The sequence below is a fragment of the Corynebacterium sp. HMSC063G05 genome (genome assembly GCF_001810555.1).
GTDB lineage: Bacteria > Actinomycetota > Actinomycetes > Mycobacteriales > Mycobacteriaceae > Corynebacterium > Corynebacterium jeikeium_D.
In genome coordinates, this window is sequence record NZ_KV801846.1 from 95,688 (window position 1) to 120,290 (window position 24,603).

Genomic DNA, 24,603 nt, shown 5'->3' on the forward strand with positions numbered 1-24,603 from the left:
ACGGCGCGTTACCCCTTGATGCCGTACTTCTTCAGGCGCAGACGATCCGCCGCCGAGGCCGAAGCCGTCAGGCGTAGCAACTCGGCGTAGATACCGTCAGTCTGCGCCAATTCTGCGGGTGCGCCCACCTCGTCGACGTGACCGTCACGCAGCGTCACGATGGTGTCCACATCGGAAATTGTGGACAGGCGGTGGGCGATGATAACCGTTGTGCGTCCCTCCATCAGCTTGTCCAAGCCTCGCTGAACTTCGCGTTCGGCCTTGGTGTCCAGCGCCGAAGTGGCTTCGTCCAGGATGAGCAGGGGAGCATCCTTCAAAATAGCGCGCGCGATGGCGATGCGCTGCTTCTGGCCACCCGAGAGCTTCAGACCTCGCTCGCCGATAGTGGTGTCGTAGCCTTCGGCGAAGCTGCGGATGAAGTCGTCGGCGTTGGCCTTCTTCGCGGCGGCAATGATTTCTTCGTCGGTGGCATTGGGTTTGCCGTAGGCGATGTTTTCCCGAATCGTGCCGGAGAACAGTGACGAGTCCTGGAACACGACGGCAGAGCCGGCGCGCAGAGTGGAACCGGAAACTTCGGAGACATCCGACCCCAGAACGCTCAAGCGGCCTGCGGTCGGGGCGTAGAAGCCGAGCAGCAAGTTGACGATGGTGGACTTGCCGCCACCGGACTCGCCGACCAGGGCGATTTTCTGGCCTGAATATGCCTGGAAGCTGACATTGGAGAGCACCGTCTTGTCCTCTTCGTAGGCAAAATCCACTGCGTCGAAGTCGACAATGGGAGCGCCAATTGCCTCCTGTTCGGCTGCGCGTTCCAGGGAGGAACGGTGGGCGCTGTCGACGGACTCTGCGTCTGCGGTGGAACCAACGGACGCGGAGTCGAAGTCGCCGTTATTCGCGGTCGCTGCACTGAGCAGCTCCGGCTGCGTGCGGGTCTCTGGAGTAAGCTCCATGACCTTGAAGTAATCGCGCGAACCGGCGACTGCGCGCTGGGCAGCGTCGACCAGGAAGCTCATCATGGTCACTGGTTGGCGCGCCATGTTAATCAGCTGAATGAGCATGACCATGGTGCCGATGGAGAATTCTCCCGACAGCGTACGCAGGAAAAGCAGCAGGTAGATGCCTGCGAAGATGATATTCAAAATGCCCCCGCGAAGAGCATCCATGCGGTGCCACCACGTTGACTGATCGCGGGTCAGGGAGATGGTGCGGCGGAAGCGGGAACCAAAGAAAGCGATTTCGCGCAGTTCCGCAGTGAAGGAGCGGACAACCTTGACTTGGCCGATGACCTCGGCAAAACGGCCACCGGCGATATCGATTTGTTCGTTCTTTTTCGCTTCAATCTTCTGCCAGCGCTTCGAGGTCAGCGCGGTCAGCAGGGTGTAGACCGGGAAAACGATAATCAATAGCACCGCCAGGGGCCAGTAGTGCCAGGCAGTGATGCCCAGTACCGCGCCGACGGTCAACAGCATCGGGAAGAAGTTGTTGGAAAACGCCTGGAGGAACTGCGTGATATTGCTAATCGAGCGTTCCAGGCGGGCGATAATTGTGCCGGTGACCTGACTGTCGAAATAGCGTTGCGGCAGCGACAGCAGCTTTGCATAGTAGCGGGTCGACAGAATCTCGCGCATGCGTGCAGTCATCACATCGCCCAGGTAACCACCGATGTTATGCACGATGGTTTGCGTCAGATCTGCGATTAGCAGCCCGATGACCAGCCAGATTACCGTGCGAGTGGTATCGGACATCGCCGCCTGGCTCAAGGCTTCACCGCTGGACACCGCGCCGACGATGGCGTCGGTGGCATCGCGGATGAGGAAGGGGCTAATCAACGACGCGGCGGCGGTGGCCAGCGAACAGATGATGACCCCGATATAGAAAGGCCAGAGCACTCGTGTAGTGGACAGGATTCTGCTGAGCAGACGCACGAAAGACCTCTATCTTGCGGGAGGATCACTCCCGCTATGAAATTACTGCGACAAAAGCCCTATCCTAACAGCGAGTGCACAGCACCAAGCGGCAGCGGCAGCCAGTTGGGGCGGTTCTGCGCTTCGTAAAGGCACTCGTAGATGGCCTTATCCAGTACAAAGGCCTCCAGTAGCGTCGGGTCACTGGCATCGCCATAACCCTCCAAGAAGGCATCGATATTGCGGCGAGCCCACTGCTCAACACGCTCGGTAGCCGCCTCGGTGTCTTCACGTCCGGTCAGCAGCGGGTAGTGAGCGGCGTAATCGAAGGAGCGAATCATGCCGGCGATATCGCGTAGGCGGTGATCCGGCAGACGACGCTCCTCCCACGGGCGCGACGGCTCGCCCTCGAAGTCAATCAAGCGCCAAGAGCTCGGCGTGCGCAATACCTGCCCCAAGTGCAGATCACCGTGGATTCGCTGGACGACGGCGCCACCTTCCGGAACCGCAGCCTCTGCGCGATCGAAGATAGCCTGAGCCTTATCCTTGACCTCAGCAATTTGTGGCACCACACCAGCGACGAAGTCCAGGCGAGCTCGCAGTGGGGCTACCAGCTCCGCACCGGTCAGACGCTTCTTTACCGCGACAGCGGCAGCGAGGCTGCTGTGTACCGAGGCCACTGCTTCGCCGAGCGCACGCGCTTCGGATGTAAAGTCGGTGCCCAAATCTTCCAGCGGGGTCTGACTGTCGCGGATGGCATCGCGCACTGCGCCAAGAGCCAGCTCCCAGCCATCGACCGAGTTCGGTGCGAATTCCTGCAGCATGGCGGTGGTGTAGGCGTCTTCGCCAATGGTGGTCTCTACCCAGGAGTAGAGCTCAGGGACGAACTTGCAATCTGCCTGGGCGAGTGCGGCCAGCAGCTCCACATCGGCATTAGTGCCGGGGTAGAGGCGACGGAAGAACTTGCACATCACGCGGTCGTCGAAAATGACCGAGGTATTCGACTGTTCGACTCCCATGGGGCGGCCGGATTCCGGACGGAGCTGTTCAGAGCCCGGCACACGTCGCAGTTCCATGCGGCCGAGCTTGCCTTCGTCGGAAAGCTTCTGGCCGAGTGCTGTGATGGCATCCGAATCAATCAGAGCGTCGTAGCCGACGATGCCCTCCGCGCGAACCAGCAGGGACTGCTCGTGGCCATCGGGGACGTCCTCCGCCCAAGCGATGGGCAGCTGATAGGTCGGTGCAGAATGTGCGGTGTGCACCCTCACCAATGCGATATCGACATCGGGACTGTCGGGATTGTCGCGCAGTACGGGGTCAAGCGCGAGGATCTCGACGTGGTCGATGTCAGAGACCTTGTCAGCGAAAAAGCGCATCTTGACCAGTGTGTCTGCCAGCTCTTCGGCAATGAATTCGGCGGTGGGAATAGTCATTTTAGTTCGTTCGCCTTTCGGGACTTAAAAGATCACTCTTTATTATCGGCGTTTGTGACGGCATCGGCGGCGGCATCGGCGGCGGTGCCTGAGTGCTCGCGTGATGACGTCACCGGCGCGTCCGATATCGCCTGCGCAACCGGGATTGTCGGTGCCGACATCGAGGCGCTCGATTCGAGGTTTGTCTCAGGTGGAAGCTGGATTTCGAACCAGTAGAAACCGTGGCCAGGAAGCGTGATCTGGTAGGAATCGGTGCCAATTGTGGGGAAGGGAACCGAACCCGTGAGCTCTACCGGGGTGGCACCGGCGAACTCGGACAGATCCAGTGAGACGGCCGCGGGGTAAGAGGACAGGTTGTTGACGCACAGCAGCACTTCGTCGCCGTATGTGCGCAGATAGGTCAGAACAGAGGCGGTATCGCTATTCAGCTCGCGGAAATCACCGAGGCCAAAAGCCTCATAGCGCTTGCGGACCTGAATCAGTCGACGCACCCAATTCAACAGCGAATTGGAGTAGCTCGCTTGGTTCTCGACATTGACCGCCTGGTAACCGTAGGTCGCATCCTGAATGGTCGGCAGATAGAGCCGACCGGGGTCGGCCTTGGAGAACCCGGCGTTGCGGTCGGGTGACCACTGCATCGGTGTGCGCACACCATCGCGGTCACCGAGCCAAATGTTGTCGCCCATACCAATTTCGTCCCCGTAGTAGAGCACCGGCGAACCTGGCAGGGAGAGTAGCAGGGCATTGAAAAGCTCGAGCTGAGTGCGGTCATTTTGCAGCAGTGGCGCTAGACGACGGCGAATGCCGATGTTGGCCTTCATCCGCGGATCGTGCGCATACTCGGCGTACATGTAGTCGCGCTCGGCATCGGTGACCATTTCCAGCGTCAGCTCATCGTGGTTGCGCAGGAAAATGCCCCACTGAGCCGAAGACGGAATCTCCGGCGTGGACTCCAGGATCTCCGAGATGGGGAAGCGGGACTGCTTGCGCACCGCCATGAAAATGCGTGGCATGAGTGGGAAGTGGAAAGCCATGTGGCATTCGTCGCCACCGACCTCCGGGTCGCCGAAGTATTCCACCACATCGGAGGGCCACTGGTTGGCCTCCGCCAGCAGGACGCGACCCGGGTATTCCTCATCCATGACCTTGCGGCAGCGCTTCAGAAAAGCGTGGGTCTCGGGCAGATTCTCGCAGTTAGTACCTTCGCGTTCGAAGAGGTAGGGAACAGCGTCGAGGCGGAAGCCATCGATGCCGAGATCGGACCAGAAGCGCAGCACATCGAGCATCGCTTCTTGCACCGCCGGATTGTCATAGTTCAAATCCGGCTGGTGGGAGAAGAAGCGGTGCCAGTAGTACTGGCCACGCACCGGGTCATAGGTCCAGTTGGAATCCTCGGTATCGACAAAGATAATGCGTGCGCCCGAGTAAGTGTCCGGGTCATCAGTCCAGACATAAAAGCCGCCGTAGGGGCCATCCGGATCAGTGCGCGACTGCTGAAACCACTCATGGGTATCGGAGGTGTGGTTCATCACCAGGTCAGTAATAACGCGGATACCGCGCGCATGGGCCTCGTCGAGAAGCACCTTAAAATCCTCGACCGTGCCAAACTCGTCGAGCACGGCGCGGAAGTCGCGGATATCGTAACCGCCGTCGCGCAGCGGGGAGTCGTAGAAAGGCGGCAGCCAGAGGCAGTCAACGCCCAGCCATTGCAGATAATCGAGCTTCTCCGTCAGCCCTTTGAGGTCGCCGGAGCCGTTGTTGTCGGAGTCGAAGAAGGCCCGGACGAGCACCTCATAGAACACCGCGCTGCGGTACCACTCGTAATCTTCCTTGGCGATAGTCATGCATCCCAGCGTAATGACTATGCCACTAGCCTGCAGAGAGAGTTTTCCTGCGAGATCCCACAAGACCGCGCGAGACGGCCGTCCTGGGAGACCTCATTAAATAGCATTCTAAACAACCTTGTGTTCCTGAATCAGCGCGGTGAGCTGGTACGCATCATCCAACTTCAACTCCGTTGCCACCGGAGTGACCGCTCCCGGCACCATGTCGATTCGCACGTTTGCCACTCCCGCCGCTTTCTTCAGCGGAGAAATAATCAGTGTATGTCCTTGAATACGCTGCCAGGGAACGATGAACCGCGTATGCCAGAACCGGCCCTTTGTCACTAAAAGACCCCGCCGCGTGGCCTGCACCTTTTGGAATTTCCAGTCAATTGGGCTGAGCCACCATGCCGTGCGTGGAGTCTGCCAGGAGCCCAACAGGTCATCCGCGGAGGACGGTCCCGCAATCTCATTCATCAGGTAATCGACAATCGCGTCCGTCTCCGGTGCCGGTGCCACTGGCACCAGTGTGTTGTTCGACTGTGTGCTGTCCAGGCCATAGCCCGCCACCGAGACATCCGCACGGGACCATCTCCACGGACGCCACCAGAGCGGTTGCACCACTTTAAAGCCATGAATGCGATCAATGGGAATGGTCTGAGCGCGCGTCGACAACAGTCCGGCGGTAATCGCCAGACGCCTGCTTTCCGACGATACCTTCAGCGTGAAATCCCACGACTGATTTAGTACCCCGAAAAGGCCGACAGCGAAACTGCCAATCACAATCAGAGTAGTGATGGTTACTCCGCTGAGGATTTCTACGATGAGGTCGGTAAACAGCGCAGAGACAACGGCGAGGAGGATGAGAGCTATACCGACGAAAAGACCGGGTCCAATGGCCACGGATGCAATCAGCCGTCCGACATCGACCGGGCCAAAGATGGTCTTCGCTTCGGGCATGCGAGAGGACATGTGAGCGCCGGAGTCGAGGGGCGCGGTGGAGCTGTCGCCGTCGTAAAGCGAACGTGCCAGCTCGGTGTCCAGCTTTTCTACCTCACCCAACACGTCAGCGCGGAACTGTTCGCACTGCGGGGGAGTGAGGTATTTGATTGTGAAGTGTGAATCGGAGCCGCCGGCTGTTTCAATGACAATTTCGGCGAGCCCGAAAATGCGCGCCAACAATGGTTGGTTGATATCCACCGCCTGCACGCGGTCGAGCCGTGCCGCGCGTCGAGAACGCAGTAGCCATCCGGAGCCGTAGCGAACCTCATCGTCGGTGAGCTCGTAGAACGTATACCGCCAGGACAGCCACGAGAAAAATGCAATCAGACCAATAATTATGGCGACCGCACCGGTACCGACAAGGAGACCGAGCCATGCCCAGTCGTAGAGCTGAGTCACGACCGCAACGGCCAACTGCCACTGATTCGCGACTGCGAATGCAGTCACCGCAGCGATTGTGGCAAAGCTTTTGAGCAGCGGAGATAGGGGATGAACTCTATGCCTCATTTAGAGACCCGCCATCCGGTCGTGGGCGCGCTGAGATAGACGAGCGCGCAGGGCGAGCGCTTCTTCACGTGGCAAACCGTGGACGGCTGCATCCGAGCTCGCCGATGCTGTGTTGAGCTTCAGCGTTGCCAGTCCGAATAGTCGAAGGAGAGGTCCTTCATCGATGTCGATGAACTGGATTCGTCCGTAAGGGACGACAGTGACCGAGCGCCACCAGCGTCCGGACGCAACAATGAAGTCGTTGTCCTCTTCGAGGTATCGGTGGGCACGAACTCGTCGACCGATGAGCCAGTAGATATATGCGAAGTAGAGCACGCAGGCGAGGACGCCCAACCACATCCACGGAGTCCACATCACAGCGGCGACGACGGATGCAATCGTGATAACTAGCAGGGGAGCGGCGTGCGCGACTCGCTTCACCTTAGCCAGCGCGGGGTCGACCGGCTGCAGCGCGGAATTCTCGGGGACTAATAAATCAAGCGGCTCCATAGTTGACAGTTAACCACAGAGGGTAAAGCTTGCGTCTGGCCTGGTGCTTCGGTAAGAACGGTGGCTATGGATCGCAGGAAACTCATAGCAGTACTTATCACGCTGATCACCATTTTGGTCTGCGTCGAGATTTATCGGTACATGCAGACTTTGCCAGCTTAAGTCGCTGGGCTCAGTTGTTGAGCACAACAGCACAGCGCTAACCAGCGCAAGCCTCACCCGCCTTATGCCTTATGCGCCAAAGAGCTGGCGCGGAGCCGCCCACGCATCGATGGCAATGTCCTCGACTGCCTGGGCGTCAGCGCCAGCAAAGGTGGTCACCTTGCGGTCATTGTTGTAGCGGGGCATGTGTGAGGTGCCTTCGCGGATGAACTCGACCGCCACTTGGTGGAATGGATGGTTGGGTTCCTTCATACCGAAGAAGCGTGCAATGTCGATGCAGTGCGGAGCACCACTGGTGCGGCCAGCAGGTGCATAGCCCAACCCTTCTCCCGGTTCGAACTGTGCCGCCCACACATCCAGCTCAGCCGCCACGGACCGTTCGGCGACTTTAACAGCGTATGAGCGAATCGCTGAGTCAGAAATGACATTCCCCATCGGACGTTCGGCATAGGCGGTGGCCGGAAATTCGCCGTGGCCGCGATGCCCCTTGGCGTAGCGCCGAGCCATCCACTCCCGCATGGGCAACTTGTCCATCGCCACAACCGGCGGTTCTGAGAAGAACTCTTCGCTGGTGGCAGTCACCATCGTTGGCAGTGTGGGAGCAAAGCTGTCAAAGCGAGGCCCAATTGCCGGATCCGAAGGTGAGGATGCCGACACCAATTTCTGGGCTCGAGCGACCCTGCGTTCGTCGGCACGCGAAAAGACGTCGGTGGACGGCGCACGTCCCACACCGATGCCCGCCAACGTGCGGCGGAGACGCGAGCCCGACAGCAGCGAGAAGGCCGGCGACATGGCGATGGTGCGCTGGATCTGGCCGCGAGTGCGTTCGTCGGCAGCGAGAGTGAGCGCCAGCGCCGCACCCGCCGATTGCCCCGAGATAGTGATGTTGTCGATATCGCCGCCGAAGGCAGGCGCGTTACGACGAGCCCACTGCAGCCCCAGATACAGGTCATCAATGGCCCGGTAGGTCTCTGTTTCACTGTCGCGCCAGAATCCCTCGAGGCCCTTGCGGTATCCGAGCGAAACGGTGACGATGCCTGCCTGTGCGAAGGCCGTCGCGTCCGTCCAGGGCTCGGAGGGATGCCCAAACTCGTAGCTACCACCGTGGATCCACAGCAATACGGGATAGGAAGCGTCCGCGGGCTCAGCCGGTGCGGTGACGGTGAGAACTAATTCGCGCTCGGGTTCACAGCGCCGAGTGCCTGACTGTGGCCCGTCAGCCACCGGTGCCGACGCGGCGAACGGAGCAGCATCTGCGTAATCGATATTGAAAACTTGTATTGCGTCATCGTGAATACGGCCGGTTAGCCTCCCACAGGGAGCGGAAATAGTCGTCTCTGTCATGGCGGAAAACGCCTCCTCGTCACGGTTGGTCCTGCCAGAACGGCGGGGAGCCTGTTTCAGACGGTAGGCGCACTCTGGTTTTTCGAGCACGCTACAGTTGAATTCACTATGACCAATGATGCACGAAATCCACTGTTGACACCGTCAGAATTGTTCTGCGAATTGCCAGATTTTGCGGCAATCGATGACAGCCACGTCCGCGAGGCCTTTAGCGAAGCAATGCGCAGCCATGCACGCGAGATCGACGCCATCGCCACGTCGTCGGAGGCGCCGACCTTTGTTAATACCATCGAGGCAATGGAAAAGGCGGGCCAGGATCTGGACCGCGTCGCTGCTTATTTCTTCAACGTTGCCGGCACGGACGCCACCGATGTCCGCATGGAAATTGAAGCCGAGATTGCCCCGCAGCTCACTGCACACCTGGATCAGATTCGCATGCGCAGTGACCTGTGGCAGCGCATCAATGCCATCGACAGCGTTGAGGATGCCGCCAATCCGGAAGAGGCGAAGCTGCTGCTGAAGAAAGTCCGCGAAGACTTCCAGCGCGCCGGTGCGGACCTCAGCGACGAGGACAAAGCCGAGCTCAGCCGCATCAATTCCCGTCTCTCTGAGATCTCCACGGCTTTCGGTGAAAACCTACTGAAGGACACCGTCGCGCGCGCCGTGGAGATCTACGACCGCGAGGAACTCGCCGGGCTTTCCGACGACGCCATTGCGTCCTTCGCCGCCTACGCGAAAAAGGCCGACACCGATGCGCCGTGGCTGATTCCGCTGGACCTACCGTCAACTCCGGCACAGCTGGCTGACCTGGATAATCCGGCTACTCGCGCCAAGCTCTATGAAGCCTCACTGGGGCGTGCGGGTGCTGCCTCCGGCACGTTCGACAACTCCGGCATTGTGCTGGAAATGGCGCGCCTGCGTGCCCGCCGTGCCAAGCTGCTCGGCTACGACACGCATGCGGATTACGTCATTGCCAAGGAGACGGCAACCACCGCAGAGGCTGCTCGGAAGCTCATTGCAGACCTGGCGCCAGCTGCCATTGCCAATGCTGAAGGCGAGTACAAGCGGGTCGCTGATCTGGCTGGCGGTGAGACGGTCACGGGCGCTGACTGGCCGTATTGGGAGCGCCGTCGTAAAGCGGAAGAATTCGCAGTCGACACGGAGGAACTCAAGAACTACTTCGAGCTGCACCGTGTCATCGAAGACGGCGTGTTCTACGCTGCCCGCAAGCTCTACGGCATCGAGGTAGTCAAGCGCGAGGACCTGCAGGGATACGCGCCGGGCACGACCGTGTGGGAGGTACGCCAGGGCGGAGGCGAGACCATCGGCCTGATTATTACGGACTACTTCTCGCGCCCGACTAAGCGCGGTGGTGCATGGATGAGCTCGTTTAGGGACCAGTCCCGTCTGCTGGGGCGCCTGCCAGTCGTGGTCAACGTGATGAACATCGCCGAAACCGAGCCGGGAACCCCGGTGCTACTGACGCTCGACGAGGTCACCACTGCTTTCCACGAGTTCGGGCACGCCCTCCACGGTCTGCTTTCCGACGTCACGTACCCGACCTTCTCGGGCACTAACGTCCCGCGCGACTTCGTGGAATTCCCCTCCCAGATTAACGAGAACTGGGCACTTGAGCCATCCATTCTGGCCAATTACGCCGTCCACGTTCGTACCGGTGAGCCGATCCCGGCCGAGCTAGTCGAGTCTGTGAAGAAGGCCCGCACCGCTGGTGAGGGATTCGCCACGGTTGAGTACCTCGCCGCGTGCGCCATCGATCTGGCCTGGCACAGCCTCACCGAGGAGGAAGCAGCTCAGGTCACTGATGTTGATGCCTTCGAAGCGGAAGCACTCGCTGAACTCGGCCTCGACGTTCCCCACCTGGCTCCGCGTTACCGCTCCCGCTACTTCAACCACATCTTCGCCGGCGGTTACTCGGCGGGCTATTACTCCTACCTGTGGGCAGAGGTGCTCGACGCGGACGGTTTCGGTTGGTTCACCGACAACGGCGGTGCCACAATCAGCGGCGGCAGCCACTTCCGCGAGGAGATTCTCTCCCGTGGTGGCGCCATCGACTTCATGGCCGCCTACCGTGCCTTCCGAGGTCGCGATAAGGACATCCAGCCGCTCCTCGAACGCCGCGGGCTGTCGGGCACTGATGCCTAGCTTCACGCTTTACGACGAGCCCCGCGACCGCCGCCCACTGGTTATTCCGGTCACCGGCAGGGTAGGTTGACACTCATGGCAGAAGCATTCGACAGAGTAGGGCAGTGGCTTATCCAATTGCCACTGCTTGCGCAGGTCAGCGTGCTATGCGTGGTTCTCCTGGTAGTCGGAGGGTTTCTTGCTTTCGTTCTCGTTGGCGCAATCGATGTTGTCAGCGGACGTCTGTGGCAGAGGTCGGTGCATCGGCGGGAGCGTTCGCAGGAGCGTCGAGGAGCGGGCAGCGAGAGCTAGCCGAAGAGGTAGTGGCCTTGCGGATAGCTCACCGAGAGACCCGATGAATTGAGCTGGGAGAAGCCCCCTTTAAGTGTTGGGTCGCTATCGCTGCCCTAAGGTATGTCTTAAAGTATTAGGAAATTTGCCCAACAGGCTAGAGTTGGGTAGTTCGCAAATATTTCGCAGTAGGGAGCTGAGTTAGCATGCATCGGTCGAGGCACTCGAAGGTCCTACTTGCCCTAATCGTTTTGCTTCTTCTCATCCTCATCGCTGGTGCAGTCACCGATTTCCAGTTTTAGCCTCGGTTTTAGTGCCGGGCATATAACCTGAAAGATCGGTGAACAGCAAAAATGAGGGATTAGTCGCTCACGAACCAATTAACGCTTGAATCCGGGGAAGCGAGGCAGGTCCTCGACAAGCACGGCCTTGCCCTCGGCATCGGTTAGCGGAATGCACCAGTTCGGGTACTGGTCGTGGCTCGTGCCCGGCTGGTTCTGAGTACGACGATCGCCGACCATGTCCACCAAGGCCTCACACTTCAGCGCGGATGGCGTCTGGTCGAGGAAGCGGTGCAGCCCCGTGACCAGTGCGTCAATTGGTGGCAGATTATCGCGGGTAAGGGAATGAACATCCATGTCCGCCGCAGCCGTGTCACCAAAGCAGCCGGCTTCCTTGGCCGCACCCAAAACCTTTCGAATCCACTCGAAGTCCCGGCGGTCTTCCTCCGCGACGTCGGAAAGCAATAGTCTCAGGCGTTCCCGTAGCTTGATGTGCTCGCCTGCGAGGTAGCCTGCCGTCGGCGGCAGATCGTGCGTGGTGACGGAGGACAGGCACAGGCTGCGGTAAGCGCTTGGTGGTTTCGGCTGGTCGCCCTCGGATTCAAACCACACGATCGAGGTGCCCATGATGCCCCGCGAGGCCAGGTAGTCCTGCACCCACGGCTCGAAAGTGCCCAGGTCTTCGCCTACGACGACGGCCCCAGCGAGCTCGGCCTCAAGTGCGAGAATGCCGACCATTGCCTCGTGGTCGAAGTACAGGTAGGTGCCATTGACGGGGGACTCCATCCGCGGCATGACCCAGAGGCGGAACATACCCAGCACGTGGTCAACACGAATGCCACCTGCGTGGCGAAGGATTGTGCGCAGCATGTCGCGCCAGGGGCGGTAGCCGGCCTCGGCTAGCTTGTGCGGGTTCCACGGCGGCTGCGACCAGTCTTGGCCGCGCTGGTTAAAACCGTCTGGCGGTGCGCCAACAGAGATAGCAGGAGCGAGCCAATCCGCAAGGTTCTCGGCATCCGCGCCGCCAGGGTGCACGCCGACGGCAAGGTCGGCCATGATGCCGATGCGCATACCCGCATCCAGGGCTGCCTCTTGTGCCTGGCCGAGCTGCTGATCGAGAATCCACTGCACCCAGAGGTGGAACTGGAAGATTTCCTCCCGCAGAGATTCGACACTGGCGTGGTTACCCAACGGTGGAACCAACTCGATATCGTTCTCGGTTACGGCACCAGAATCGGAAGTGGCAGCGCGTGCAGCATCGCGGGCAGCAGCGCGATCCGCGAGCTCGCGCTCGGTGCACCACGACGCGTAGTCGTATATGCCACGGCCCTCGGCCTCCAGCCAACGGTCAAATTCCGCCTGGCGTGCGCTGGACAGGGGGATCTTGTGAATTGCCCGCAATACCTTGAGCTTTGCAGCGTAGATGGGGTTGCGGTCAATCTCATCAGGGCTGTGATTGAGCTGGTGGAAAGAGTTCGCTAGCGCACGGGCTTCATCGGCCTCGTCCTTGTCCAGGTACCCGAACTCGTCGATAAGCTCTGGGCGCGCGTACAGCGGATTGACATAGCGGCGCGTGGTGGGCAGGTACGGCGAGTCTTCTACCGGAGGCAGTGGCTCTGCGGCGTGCAACGGATTGATGAGGACGAAATCAGAGCCCGCGTGCTCTGCACTGACCTGTGCCAAGTCGCCGAGGGTAGCGAAATCGCCAATACCCCAGCTGCGGCTGGAGCGTACCGAGTACAGCTGTGCCATGACACCATGCGCAGGATTCTGCACGTACTTGTCGGCAGTGGCGAGACGGTTGGGGGTTACGGCCACATCGCACTCAGCGACGTTGTCATCGTTGACTGCGCGCAAGCGATGCCAACCAAGTGGCAGATCCTCTGGAATTGCGAAGGCGGCTTCACCCATCAACACATCGCCGACCTGGCGTGGCGGTACCAAGTGGTGCACCTGAGCGCAGGGCCATTCTGCGCCGTCCTCCAGTTTCACAGTCACGCTGACATTGCTGCCGTGCGGTACGTGAACCAGAACTCGGTGGAAGATGCCCTGGCGGGTAACTACCACGGGCGGGAGAAGGCGAGACCACTGCGTGTCTGCCCACTCACGACGGGCGTCGTTGATGTCGGCATCGCTGGGATCTGGGCCCAGATCGATGTCGAGAGCAGCGAGAGTTTTTAGCACTGTCTCACGAGAGACGTGCACGAGTTGGCCCTCGGTGGAGTAGTAGGAAACCCCAACTCCGACATCTTTAGCGAGGTCGGCGAGTGGAGAGGAAAGGGGAGGATTGGAAGCTGCCTGTGTCACCCTTTCCATCATGCCAGTTTAGAAAAACTTTGCCAGTAGTAAGGTAAATCACTTCGTTATCGAAATATTTACTGAAATCACAACGGCGCAGGGTTTGATGTTCTAAGTTGATTCCTAACGAAACCAACGACGGACAGAACTACCGAAAGTAGGGGTTTGTAACTCGATGCGTGAATATACTACCGAGGCGAAATACGTCATCGGCGAGGACGAAACGATTATTACCTCGCTGCAGGAGCTGGTGCAGAAGCGCCCGAAGCTGGTGCTTTTCACTCGCCCCAAGAACTTTGAGTGGGTAAATGTCACTGCTCAGGAGTTCTATGACGAGGCAAAGGGCGTCGCTAAGGGGCTAATTGCCAACGGTGTTCAGCCGGGCGACCGCGTAGCGCTGCTCAGTGAGACTCGCTACGAGTGGAACCTGATCAATACCGCTATCTGGATGGCAGGCGCTGCTGTTGTCCCGATTTACGGCTCTTCTTCGTCTGGCCAGATTCGTTGGATTATTGAAAACTCCGGTGCTGTTTTCGCATTTACCGAGTCGCGTGAGCACACCGACCGCATGAAGCCTCTGCTGGTCGAAAAGGGCACCGAGAACCCGGAGGGCGAGTCTCAGCTGCGTCGTGTACTGGAGATTAACGCTTCCGCTACTGACACCATTAGCTACGAAGGCCGTGACATTGACGGCGACGAGGTCGAGCGCCGCATCAAGGACACCAAGGCCGACGACCTGGCAACCGTGATTTACACCTCCGGTACCACTGGTCGTCCGAAGGGCTGCGTGCTCCTGCACAGCAACTGGCTGGCGGAGGCCCGCGCCATCCTCACCAACGAGATTGGCCTGATTGCCCGTCCGGGGAACCGCATTCTGACCTTCCTGCCGTTGGCGCACGTGTTGGCTCACGCAGTGTCCCTGGCTTCGATGATTTCCGGTGCTACCCAGTCTCACTGGGCTGATACCAAGACCGTCACCCTGGAGTTCCAGCGTTCCCGTCCGCACATGATTCTCGGTGTGCCGCGCGTGTTCGAGAAGGTTCGTGACTCCGCCTACGCCTCCGCTAAGGAGAAGGGCGCATTCGGCCTGGCCATGTTCGAGCGTGCTGAGGCCACCGCCATCGAGTACTCCAAGGCACTGGATACTCCGGCAGGTCCGTCGCGTGTCTTGAAGCTGCGTCGCCAGCTCTACGATCGCCTGCTGTTCTCGAAAATTCGCGCAGCTATGGGTGAGGCCGTGCAGTACACCATTTCCGGTGGTTCGGCTCTGTCCTCTGACCTCGGGCACTTCTTCCGTGGTCTCGGTGTGCCTGTCTACGAAGGCTACGGTCTGACTGAGTCCACGGCTGCCGTCACCGTGAACAACCCGAGCGAGCAGATTATTGGTACCGTTGGTCGTCCGGTCGGTGGTTGCTCCGCCGCTATCGCTGATGACGGCGAAGTTCTGCTCCGTGGTCCGGTTGTGTTCGACCGCTACTGGAAGAACGAAGAGGCAACCAAGGAAGCCTTCATCGACGGCGAATGGTTTAAGACTGGTGACCTCGGTGAGCTGACCGAAGAAGGCCACCTGAAGATCACCGGCCGCAAGAAGGACCTCATTGTCACCGCTGGTGGTAAGAATGTCGCGCCGGGCCCGATGGAAGACCGCATGCGTGCGCACCCGCTGGTGTCCCAGGCAGTCGTCATCGGCGATGGTCGTCCGTTCGTCTCCGTGTTGGTCACTCTCGATGAGGAGGCACTGGAGAAGTGGAAGATTGAGCACTCCGTCCCCGAGCACACCTCGATCCGTGAACTCGCTGCCTCCAGCGCAGTTTTGCGCGCCGAGATTCAGGACGCCGTCAACTCCGCTAACGAGCTGGTTTCTCACGCAGAGGCCATTAAGAAGTTCCATATTCTGGACAGTGACTTCACCGAGGAAAGCGGCGAGCTGACCCCGACCATGAAGGTCAAGCGCAACATTGTCATGGACAACTACTCGCGTGACATTGAGGCTCTCTACCAGCGTTAATTCACGGTCTACCCGCTGCCGATAGAAAACGGCAGCGTGTTGTTACCGCGCTAGCGCCCCTCACCCCATTAAGGTGAGGGGCGCTAGAAATTTTTAAGGAGTTTTCAGTTTTCGAAAGTCGGCATTCGTCAATGTTCGTCGATATTCGAAAGCGGAAGACTGCAATGATGTCACCGGCGCCGAAGATGTCGTGGGAGGGCGGGCAATGATTAACCACTTCGATGCTCGGCTACGCCTGCGCGAAGTGACCCAAGAGCTCTACGACATTGGTGACGAAGTTGCCGAACACATCGAGCACCTTGCTCAGGCGGTTGCTGATGTAGATCGTGAGCTGGTGGACGAATGTGTCCTCGAGCTCGCTGACATCGTCGACGAGGCCGTTGAGGACTGCCGCCCTCTGATTGGTGAGCTTGATGGTCTACGCCAAGCGTTTACCTCCGGCATTCGCTCGGGGCGCATCGGTACTCTTTCCTCCGCTTCGACACCGCGTCGACACCCGCATCCGGCACCGAAGTCGCCGGATGTGCAGTCACTGTCGCTCATTCCGGCTCCTTTGAAGCATCCGGTTGCAGTCCCTACGGTCACGCAGGCAATGATTGCTCGCTCCGATGCCGTGGCTTCTTACCTGGAGGAACTCGCCGACTGGGTTTCCGCCGAAAACATCCGAGGCGTGGAAAAGCTCGGTAGTGTGGTGCTTCCGCAGCTTTACGCACAGTCTGGCCGCCGTGCACTGTCCGCTGCCGCCGCTTGGTGTGTTGCTGTTCCCGAGACTCATCCGGCAGTTGCCAATGCGCTGCGCGGCCGTAGGCCTCCGGAGTTCCTGATGGAACGTGCCCGCATCGATGAAATTGTCCGCCGCGTCAAGCAACGTCGAGCCAAGGAGCATGCGTGAGCGAAGCCTCCGCACACACCGATTCCTTCGGTGTCTACTTACACGTCCCATTCTGTGCCACCCGTTGTGGCTACTGTGATTTCAACACGTACACGCCAGGTCAGCTGGGCAGTGGCGCAACGCAGGGAGACTACCTCGATGCCATCGTGGCTGAGCTCGAGATGGCCGTCGTAAAGCACCCCGAACTAGCGCGTGGCGCCGATACCGTATTCGTCGGCGGTGGTACGCCGTCGATGTTGGGGGCGAGTGGTCTTCGTCGCCTGCTCGACGGTGTGCGCAACAGCTTTGGGCTTGCCGACGACGCCGAGGTCACCACCGAGTCGAATCCCGAGTCGACCTCCCCGGAGTTTTTCGAAGGCTTGGCCGAGGCAGGGTTTACCCGGGTGAGTCTGGGCATGCAGTCGGCTGTGCCGCATGTGCTGGCCACTCTGGATCGTACGCACACGCCGGGGCGTCCTGCGGCGGCAGTGGCGGAGGCACGCGCGGCCGGCTTTGAGCACATCAACCTCGACGTTATCTATGGCACGCCAGGGGAGTCGATGGCGAACCTCGATACGACGTTGGAGGCAGTCCTGGCCACGGACGTCGATCATGTTTCGGCGTACTCGCTGATTGTCGAGCCAGGTACCGCGATGGCGCGTAAGGTTCGTCGCGGTGAGCTGCCGATGCCTGACGACGACGATCTCGCCGATCGCTACGAGCGCATCGATGCTGCACTGAGTCAAGTCGGTTTCTCCTGGTATGAGGTGTCCAACTGGGCGAAGCCGGGTGGCCAGTGTCGCCACAACATGCTCTACTGGCGCGATGGAAATTGGTGGGGTGCGGGCCCCGGTGCACATTCGCACCTGGATGGCACGAGGTTTTACAACGTCAAGCATCCGGCTCGCTACGCGGTGACCATTTCCGGCGGCGAGTTGCCAGTCAAGGATTCAGAAGGGCTAACGGCCGAGGATCGACACACCGAGAAGATTATGCTGGGCCTCCGCCTGGCCGAGGGTATTGATGCCAATCTGCTCGGTGAGGATGAACTGGACAAGGCACGTCGGCAAGCGGAAGCGGGCATGGTGGAGTTTGTTTCCGTCGATGGTGGTCAGCGGATTCAGCTGACAAATCGCGGCCGTTTGCTGGCCGACGCAATAATTGTTGACATCCTTAGTTAAACTATCCGCATGTCATCTCAGACGGATAAGCGCAGGCAGGAAGTTCTTCGGGCAATTGTCTCGGATTACGTAGCTTCCCAGGAGCCGGTCGGCTCGAAGGCTCTGGTGGAGCGCCACAATCTGGGTGTGTCCTCGGCGACCATTAGAAATGACATGGCTGTGCTGGAGGCCGAGGGCTATATCCAGCAGGAACATGCATCGTCCGGGCGTATCCCGACTGAGAAGGGCTACCGCCTTTTTGTGGACAACCTTTCGCAGATTAAGCCGCTGTCCCGGGCTGAGCGCCGAGCTATCCTCGAGTTCCTCGAAGGTGGCGTCGATTTGGAGGACGTGCTGCGCCGAAGTGTGCAGCTGCTGGCCCAGCTAACCCGCCAGGTCGCAGTAGTGCAGGTGCCGACGCTGGAGGTCTCCCGCGTCCGACACTGCGAGGTCGTCCAGCTCGCCGACGCGCGATTGTTGCTGGTAGTCATCACCGACACCGGGCGCGTGGAGCAGCGCAATGTCGAGCTGCCAGCACCGATGGATCCCGATCTCGTGCCGCTGTTGCGTGAGCATTTCAACCGTGCAATGTCGGGGCACACACTTGCCGACGCGTCGATTGCGATTTCCGATCTTGCGGCTAACGCCCCGCGCGATTTGCGGGATGTAATCATCCGCTGCTCGACGGTGCTGGTGGAGTCGTTAATTGAGAGGCCGAATGACAGGCTCATCCTGGCCGGGGCGTCGAATTTGACCCGTGGTAATATGGCCGGTCGCTTACCTTCTACGTTGCCCATGGTTCTTGAGGCTCTCGAAGAACAGGTGATCGTGTTGAAACTGCTGTCGGCCGCGCAGGATTTACACCATGTCCGCGTTTCTATCGGTGAGGAAAACGAGGACGAGGAGCTGCGCGCTACTTCAGTTGTTTCAACTGGCTATGGCACCGGCACCGAGATTTTGGGTGGCATGGGAGTAGTTGGCCCCACATTTATGGATTATCCGGGAACAATTTCCTCGGTTGCTGCTGTTGCACAGTACGTTGGCCGGGTATTGAAAGGAAGTAGCTAAAGTTGGCACGCGACTATTACGGCATCCTCGGAGTGGAGAAGGACGCTACGGACGCTGAGATTAAGAAGGCGTACCGAAAGCTGGCGCTCAAGTACCACCCAGACCGTAATCCGGGTGATGAAGAAGCTGCGGAGAAGTTCCGTGAGGCCTCTGAAGCGAACGAGGTCCTGCTGGATCCTGAAAAGCGCCGGATTGTGGATATGGGAGGAGATCCTCTCAATCCGCAGGGCGGTATGCCAGGCGGTGGCTTCGGCGGTTTCGGCGGCGGCGGAGTCGGCGATATCTTCGAGGCATTCTTCGGCGGTGCCGGCGGTACCCGCCAGCGCCGCTCGCGTGTGCAGCCAGGTGCAGATGCGCTGCTGCGTATTTCTCTGGGCCTCGATGAGGCATTCACCGGTGTCCGCAAGCCCATCACGGTGGACACCGCGGTGCTGTGTGAGCAGTGCGAGGGAACCGGCTCGAAGTCCAAGTCCAAGCCGAAGATGTGTACCAGCTGTGATGGCACTGGCGAGATTCAACAGGTCCAGCGTTCTTTCCTGGGCAATGTGATGACCTCGCGGCCGTGCCCGACTTGTGAGGGCACCGGCGAGATCATCCCCGATCCGTGTAACAACTGCGGTGGCGATGGCCGCGTCCGTGCTCGCCGTGATCTGACGGTCAACGTTCCGGCAGGTATCTCTGATGGCATGCGTATTCGCATGGCAGGGCAGGGCGAGGTCGGTCCGGGCGGTGGCCCGGCGGGTGACCTCTACGTGGAAGTTGCCATGGACCCGCACCCTGTATTCGAGCGTGAGGGCGATGATCTGCACTTTAACGTGCAGGTGCCCATGGCTGATGCCGCACTTGGTACCGAGTTTGAGGTCGACGACCTGCTCGGCGAACCAATGACCATCAAGGTTGATTCGGGCACCCAGCCGGCAGAGCAGATTCGTCTGTCGGGTAAGGGCATGCCGCATCTGCGCGGCGAGGGCAACGGCGACGTGGTCGCACACGTCGATGTCACGGTGCCGACGAAGCTGGACCGCAAGTCCCGCGAGCTGCTGGAGAAGCTACGCGAGCACCGCGATGATGATGCCAAGGTGGCAGACTCGAGTGAGCGCAACGGTTTCTTCTCCCGATTCCGCCGCCGTTAGAACACGCCATCCCCAAAGCCCCCTCCAGTGAGTGTGAAGCACACATGAGTTTGCCCGTATTCCTCGGTGAGTTCACCGAGCTGCCGCGCCCGGAAGAAATCATTCGAATCCTCGGGTCGGAGGCAAAGCACATCAGCGTTCGCAGGCTGAAGGAGGGCGCGGAGATTCTTCTTGCCAATGGTGCGGACAAGGTGGTGCGGGCACAGCTCATGCACGTAGATCCGCGTGAGGTCCACGTTCGCGTAGTTGCCGCCGAGGAACGTCCACGTCCGCGCCCGCACGTCACTGTGGTGCAGGCACTGCCGAAGTCGGATCGTGCTGAGCTTGCGGTCGATTTGATGACCGAGGCTGGGGTCGATGAGATTATCCCCTGGGCGGCCGTGAATTGTGTGGCCCGATGGCAGGGTACCGCGAAGGTCACTAAGGCCCGCGCCAAGTGGCAGTCGGCTGCGCGCGAGGCAGCCAAGCAGGCTCGTCGTGCATGGATTCCGCCGGTCGCTGACCTGCATAGCTCCGCTGATATTGAGCAACTCATCCAGGAAACCACGTCAGCAGGTGGTGTGGCAGCAGTTTTGCACGAGGAGGAAACAGCTCCGTTCGTGGACTTCGCCGCGCAGGCAGCAAACGCTGACAAGGTTCTTTTCATCGTCGGCCCAGAAGGGGGAGTCAGCCCTGGGGAACTCGAGGCCTTCCGCGCCGCAGGTGCTAGCTCGGTAGTACTCGGCCCGACAGTTCTCCGCAGCGCCCTCGCGGGAGCTGCTGCTCTTTGCGCACTGGGCCCGTTGACAAAGCGCTGGGGCGGCGCACCCACGCCTGGTCAGTAGGATAGACGCATAATGACAAAGTATTCAGTAACTGCTCGTACCACTGCCGTCGTCGAGCTCGATGACAATCTCGCGCCGATTGTGGTCGGTCATGCGGATCAGAACCTACGTCTGCTGGAATCTCTGCTGGCAGCGGATATTCATGTCCGCGGCGGAGTTGTGACAATCAAGGGTGCTCCGGCGGATGTTTCGTTGGCTGTCCGCGCGTTCAAGGAGCTAGAGGCAATGGCCCGTCGTGGGCACGAGCTCTCCCCGGAGTCGGTGCGGCACGCGGTGGGCATTGTGGATCGCGGGGAGAAGTCCGCCAGCGAGGTGCTCGGTGGCGGCATCGTGACACATCGTGGCAAGACCGTGCGTCCCAAGACCGAGGGACAAAAGAACTACGTCGATGCCATCGACCGCTATAACGTTGTTTTCGGTATCGGCCCAGCCGGTACGGGCAAGACCTTCTTGGCCATGGCCAAGGCGGTTGCTGCACTGAAGAATAAGCAGGTAGAACGCATTATTCTGACTCGCCCCGCAGTGGAGGCGGGTGAGAACCTGGGCTTCCTGCCGGGTACTCTGCACGAGAAGATTGACCCCTACCTGCGCCCATTGCACGATGCGATGCGCGAAATGCTTGAGCCAGAGCTGATTCCAAAGCTGATGGAAACTGGGGTAGTGGAGGTCGCACCGCTGGCGTACATGCGCGGTCGTACCTTGAACAATGCGTTCATCATTCTCGACGAAGCACAGAACACTACTCCGGCGCAGATGAAAATGTTCCTCACCCGCCTGGGCTTCGGTTCGAAGATGGTCATCACCGGTGACGCCAGCCAGGTCGACCTGCCTCGAGGGCAGAAGTCCGGTCTAGCTGTCGCCCGTGAGGTGCTGCGCAGTGTGCCGGGAATCGCTTTTCCGGCGCTGGCGGCTGCGGATGTGGTGCGCAACCCGCTGGTAACCGCAATTGTCGAGGCCTACGATGACTACGATGCCTATAACGAAGGTATTGAACAGGGCGCCGAGTCCCCACAAAAGCGACAGTCCGCCACAAAGCGATAAAGGACGCTGAAATTACATGAGCATTGAAGTTTTCAACGAGTCCGGTCAGGGCGTCAATGAAGAGTCGCTTATCGACGTTGCCCGTTATGCGCTGGGCCGCCTGGACGTGCATCCGGCAGCTGAGCTGAGCATTCACATTGTCGACTTGAAGACGATCGAAGACCTCCATGTGCGCTGGCTGGATCTGCCGGGGCCGACTGATGTGATGAGCTTCCCGATGGATGAGCTCACTCCTGGCTCTGGCCGACCAGATGCAGCTAGCCCAGGGCCTGCGATGCTGGGCGACATTGTGTTGTGCCCGGAGTTTGCCGCGGGGCAGGCGGAGCGTGCAGGCCATCCGCTGAGCCACGAGTTGGTACTGCTCACCGTGCACGGCGTACTGCACCTGTTGGGTTATGACCATGTCACGGCGGAGGAAGAGCGCCAGATGTTCTCCCTGCAGAATGGCCTGTTGGCGGATTGGTACGACGACATCGATCGTCGTGGCGTGAGCTTTTCCGAAAAACCAATTAACCCCAATGCGTTCCCGGAGCGTTCTAACGAGCGATGATCACTTTGATAATTGTCGCCGTTGTGGCGATGATCTGCGCTGGCGGACTTAACACAGTCGAAACTGCGGTCGCAGGCATTTCCCGTGCGCGCGTGGCAGAGCTGCAGCGTGACGAGGTCGCAGGTGCTAATGCGCTTCTCAAGGTCGTAGAAAATCGCGCTCGGCACGTCAATGTGCTGGTGATTTTGCGTACGCTGTGCGAGTCAATCGGTGCAGTGACGCTTGCGGCAGTTTGTCTTAAGCTTTTCGAGCCGGAGCGCTGGGCCATTGTGGCTGCAGTGGTGTTGTTGGCTCTGTTCACCTTCCTGGTCCTCGGGGTGTTTTCCCGCACGATGGGTCGGAAGAATCCGTACTCGATTTCCCTCGCCACCGCGGTCGTTCTGAGTTTTATGGCCAAGGTGTTGGGGCCACTGGAAAAGTTGCTGATTTGGTTCGGCAACATCATCACCCCTGGTGGTGGCTTCCGCGATGGCCCGTTCGCCACTGAAGTCGAGTTGCGCGAGATGGTCGATATCGCCCAGGAGCGCGGCATTGTGGAGCACGATGAGCGCCGCATGATTCAGTCTGTGTTCGATCTCGCGGAAACGTCGGCACGCGTTGTTATGGTTCCGCGCCCAGAGATGGTGTGGATTGAGGCGGATAAGCACTGTGGTCAGGCAGTGGCCCTATGCGTGAAGTCGGGTCACTCGCGACTGCCGGTGATTGGCGAGAGCGTTGAGGACATCGTCGGCGTCATTTACTTGAAGGACATTGTCCAGCAGACGTACTCGCGTACTGATGGCGGTCGCGGTGTTCGCGTCTCCGAGGTCATGCGTGACTGCGTTTTTGTGCCCGATTCCAAGCCACTGGATGACCTGCTCGATGAAATGCAGCGCACCCGCAATCACATCGCCATTCTCATCGACGAATATGGATCGGTCGCCGGTCTTATCTCTATTGAGGACATCCTCGAGGAGATTGTCGGTGAGATTGCCGACGAATACGACGAGGCCGAGCAGGCCCCCATCGAACCACTGGGGGATGCCTCCTACCGCGTGCAGGCGCGCCTCAGCTTGGGCGAGCTCATAGAGCTTTACGACGAAGCCCACGGGCGCCAACTCGTCTTCGATGACGAGGTCACCGATGAGGTGGATACGGTCTCCGGTCTGTTGGCATATGAGCTTGGACGTGTGCCACTGCCCGGTTCGTACGTAGAATATGCAGGACTGAAGTTTACCGCCGAGGGCTCGCGTGACCGTCGTGGTCGTATGCGGGTACGCACTGTGGTGGTGGAGCCGACTGCGGAGTTTTACTCCGAGGAAGAAGATACTGATGGGCAATCTTGATGACATGCTGGCCAATGCTGGACTTGGCGGAGATGCTGATGATTACAGTGCGCCGGAGGGCTTTCGCTCTGGGTTCGTCTCTATCGTGGGGCGTCCGAATACCGGTAAGTCGACGCTGACCAATTCCCTGGTGGGCGAGAAGATCGCTATTACCGCTAACCAGCCGGAAACCACGCGTCATCCAGTCCGAGGTGTAGTCCACCGCGAGAACTGTCAGATTGTTGTCGTGGATACGCCAGGTCTGCACAAGCCACGCACGCTGCTCGGTGAGCGCCTGAATGACATGGTTCAGGAGACCTACTCCGATGTGGACTTGGTCGCGATGGTCGTGCCTGCCGACGAGAAAATTGGCCCCGGTGACCGCTGGATTTACGAGAACGTCTCCAAAGGTTGCAAGAACATCATGGGCATTGTGTCCAAGGTGGATAAGGTCTCGCGCGACACCATTATTGAGCGCCTGATCGAGCTGCAGGAGTTGCTCGGTCCGGATGCCGAGCTGGTGCCACTGTCGTCGAAGTCCGGCGAGAACATCAACACGCTGATTGATGTCATGGCTTCCCAGTTGCCGGAGGGACCGCGCCTGTACCCGAAGGGGCACATCACCGATGAGGATCTGCACACCCGGATGGCAGAGCTCATCCGCGAGGCGGCCCTCGGCGGTCTGCGCGATGAGTTGCCGCATTCCGTGGCAGTCCAGATTGATGAGGTGCTGCCAAACCAGGACCGCGAAGGCGTCCTGGATGTCCACGCCGTTATCTATGTCGAGCGTTCGGGGCAGAAGTCCATCCTCATGGGGCGCGACGGTCGACGCATGGGCACCACCATTCATAAGGCTCGTAAGGAACTCATTGCGCTGCTCGGTCAGAATGTTTACCTTGACCTGCGGGTGAAGGTATTGAAGGACTGGCAGTCGGACCCGAAGCAGCTGGGCAAGTTGGGATTCTAAA

At 59.7% G+C, this 24,603-nt stretch carries 19 protein-coding genes; 12 read left to right on the forward strand and 7 right to left on the reverse strand.

All coding sequences use genetic code 11. The features are described from left to right. Positions 1 to 8: 8 nt before the first annotated feature. The 6 genes from HMPREF2751_RS04285 to HMPREF2751_RS04310 all read right to left on the reverse strand — a co-directional run bounded on the left by HMPREF2751_RS04285 (position 9) and on the right by HMPREF2751_RS04310 (position 8,664). Positions 9 to 1,925 (reverse strand): ABC transporter ATP-binding protein, encoded by a 1,917-nt coding sequence (locus HMPREF2751_RS04285; RefSeq protein WP_049189387.1) that lies wholly within the window; start codon positions 1,923 to 1,925, stop codon positions 9 to 11. Between the two features lie 59 nt (positions 1,926 to 1,984). Beyond that, positions 1,985 to 3,337 (reverse strand): maltokinase N-terminal cap-like domain-containing protein, encoded by a 1,353-nt coding sequence (locus HMPREF2751_RS04290; RefSeq protein WP_049189388.1) that lies wholly within the window; start codon positions 3,335 to 3,337, stop codon positions 1,985 to 1,987. Between the two features lie 32 nt (positions 3,338 to 3,369). After that, complete coding sequence (gene treS / locus HMPREF2751_RS04295) at positions 3,370 to 5,181, reverse strand: maltose alpha-D-glucosyltransferase (RefSeq protein WP_049189389.1); 1,812 nt, start codon at positions 5,179 to 5,181, stop codon at positions 3,370 to 3,372. Between the two features lie 108 nt (positions 5,182 to 5,289). Next, positions 5,290 to 6,609, reverse strand: coding sequence for a PH domain-containing protein (locus HMPREF2751_RS04300; protein WP_049189390.1), 1,320 nt, complete (start codon positions 6,607 to 6,609; stop codon positions 5,290 to 5,292). 60 nt (positions 6,610 to 6,669) lie between these two features. Beyond that, complete coding sequence (locus HMPREF2751_RS04305) at positions 6,670 to 7,158, reverse strand: PH domain-containing protein (RefSeq protein WP_049170706.1); 489 nt, start codon at positions 7,156 to 7,158, stop codon at positions 6,670 to 6,672. A gap of 231 nt (positions 7,159 to 7,389) precedes the next feature. Then, positions 7,390 to 8,664: a carboxylesterase family protein gene (locus tag HMPREF2751_RS04310; RefSeq protein ID WP_049170708.1), complete on the reverse strand. Its 1,275-nt coding sequence runs from the start codon at positions 8,662 to 8,664 to the stop codon at positions 7,390 to 7,392. Positions 8,665 to 8,772: 108 nt separating this feature from the next. On the opposite strand from HMPREF2751_RS04310, the gene HMPREF2751_RS04315 reads away from it, so the two are divergent. Both HMPREF2751_RS04315 and HMPREF2751_RS10715 read left to right on the forward strand, forming a co-directional pair. Continuing rightward, positions 8,773 to 10,827 carry a M3 family metallopeptidase gene (locus HMPREF2751_RS04315; RefSeq protein ID WP_070595539.1) on the forward strand — a complete coding sequence of 685 codons (2,055 nt, stop codon included), beginning with the start codon at positions 8,773 to 8,775 and terminating at the stop codon, positions 10,825 to 10,827. Between the two features lie 75 nt (positions 10,828 to 10,902). Beyond that, on the forward strand, positions 10,903 to 11,118 hold the full coding sequence (locus tag HMPREF2751_RS10715) for a hypothetical protein (RefSeq protein WP_042388817.1): 216 nt from the start codon (positions 10,903 to 10,905) through the stop codon (positions 11,116 to 11,118). 359 nt (positions 11,119 to 11,477) lie between these two features. On the opposite strand, the gene malQ is transcribed toward HMPREF2751_RS10715, so the two are convergent. Further along, positions 11,478 to 13,697 carry a 4-alpha-glucanotransferase gene (gene malQ, locus HMPREF2751_RS04320; RefSeq protein ID WP_049189616.1) on the reverse strand — a complete coding sequence of 740 codons (2,220 nt, stop codon included), beginning with the start codon at positions 13,695 to 13,697 and terminating at the stop codon, positions 11,478 to 11,480. A 154-nt stretch (positions 13,698 to 13,851) separates the two neighbouring features. Between malQ and HMPREF2751_RS04325 the strand changes: the two genes are divergently transcribed. From HMPREF2751_RS04325 to era, 10 genes are all read left to right on the forward strand, one after another. Next, positions 13,852 to 15,684 carry an AMP-dependent synthetase/ligase gene (locus tag HMPREF2751_RS04325; protein WP_016423122.1) on the forward strand — a complete coding sequence of 611 codons (1,833 nt, stop codon included), beginning with the start codon at positions 13,852 to 13,854 and terminating at the stop codon, positions 15,682 to 15,684. Positions 15,685 to 15,889: 205 nt separating this feature from the next. Further along, positions 15,890 to 16,576, forward strand: coding sequence for a hypothetical protein (locus HMPREF2751_RS04330; RefSeq protein ID WP_016423121.1), 687 nt, complete (start codon positions 15,890 to 15,892; stop codon positions 16,574 to 16,576). Then, complete coding sequence (gene hemW / locus HMPREF2751_RS04335) at positions 16,573 to 17,736, forward strand: radical SAM family heme chaperone HemW (RefSeq protein ID WP_070595540.1); 1,164 nt, start codon at positions 16,573 to 16,575, stop codon at positions 17,734 to 17,736. The genes HMPREF2751_RS04330 and hemW overlap by 4 nt, the downstream gene beginning before the upstream one ends. Before the next feature lie 9 nt (positions 17,737 to 17,745). Beyond that, positions 17,746 to 18,783: a heat-inducible transcriptional repressor HrcA gene (hrcA, locus tag HMPREF2751_RS04340; protein WP_070549898.1), complete on the forward strand. Its 1,038-nt coding sequence runs from the start codon at positions 17,746 to 17,748 to the stop codon at positions 18,781 to 18,783. 2 nt (positions 18,784 to 18,785) lie between these two features. After that, on the forward strand, positions 18,786 to 19,916 hold the full coding sequence (gene dnaJ, locus HMPREF2751_RS04345) for a molecular chaperone DnaJ (protein ID WP_049170716.1): 1,131 nt from the start codon (positions 18,786 to 18,788) through the stop codon (positions 19,914 to 19,916). A gap of 44 nt (positions 19,917 to 19,960) precedes the next feature. Beyond that, positions 19,961 to 20,740 (forward strand): 16S rRNA (uracil(1498)-N(3))-methyltransferase, encoded by a 780-nt coding sequence (locus HMPREF2751_RS04350; protein ID WP_070549897.1) that lies wholly within the window; start codon positions 19,961 to 19,963, stop codon positions 20,738 to 20,740. A 12-nt stretch (positions 20,741 to 20,752) separates the two neighbouring features. After that, positions 20,753 to 21,781, forward strand: a complete 1,029-nt coding sequence (locus HMPREF2751_RS04355) for a PhoH family protein (RefSeq protein WP_070549896.1) — start codon at positions 20,753 to 20,755, stop codon at positions 21,779 to 21,781. 16 nt (positions 21,782 to 21,797) lie between these two features. Beyond that, positions 21,798 to 22,331: an rRNA maturation RNase YbeY gene (ybeY, locus tag HMPREF2751_RS04360; RefSeq protein ID WP_005511056.1), complete on the forward strand. Its 534-nt coding sequence runs from the start codon at positions 21,798 to 21,800 to the stop codon at positions 22,329 to 22,331. After that, entirely contained in the window at positions 22,328 to 23,656 is a 1,329-nt protein-coding gene (locus HMPREF2751_RS04365; RefSeq protein ID WP_016423115.1) for a hemolysin family protein, read from the forward strand. The genes ybeY and HMPREF2751_RS04365 overlap by 4 nt, the downstream gene beginning before the upstream one ends. 4 nt (positions 23,657 to 23,660) lie before the next feature. After that, positions 23,661 to 24,602, forward strand: a complete 942-nt coding sequence (gene era / locus HMPREF2751_RS04370; protein ID WP_042389423.1) for a GTPase Era — start codon at positions 23,661 to 23,663, stop codon at positions 24,600 to 24,602. The last annotated feature ends 1 nt before the right edge of the window (position 24,603 follow it).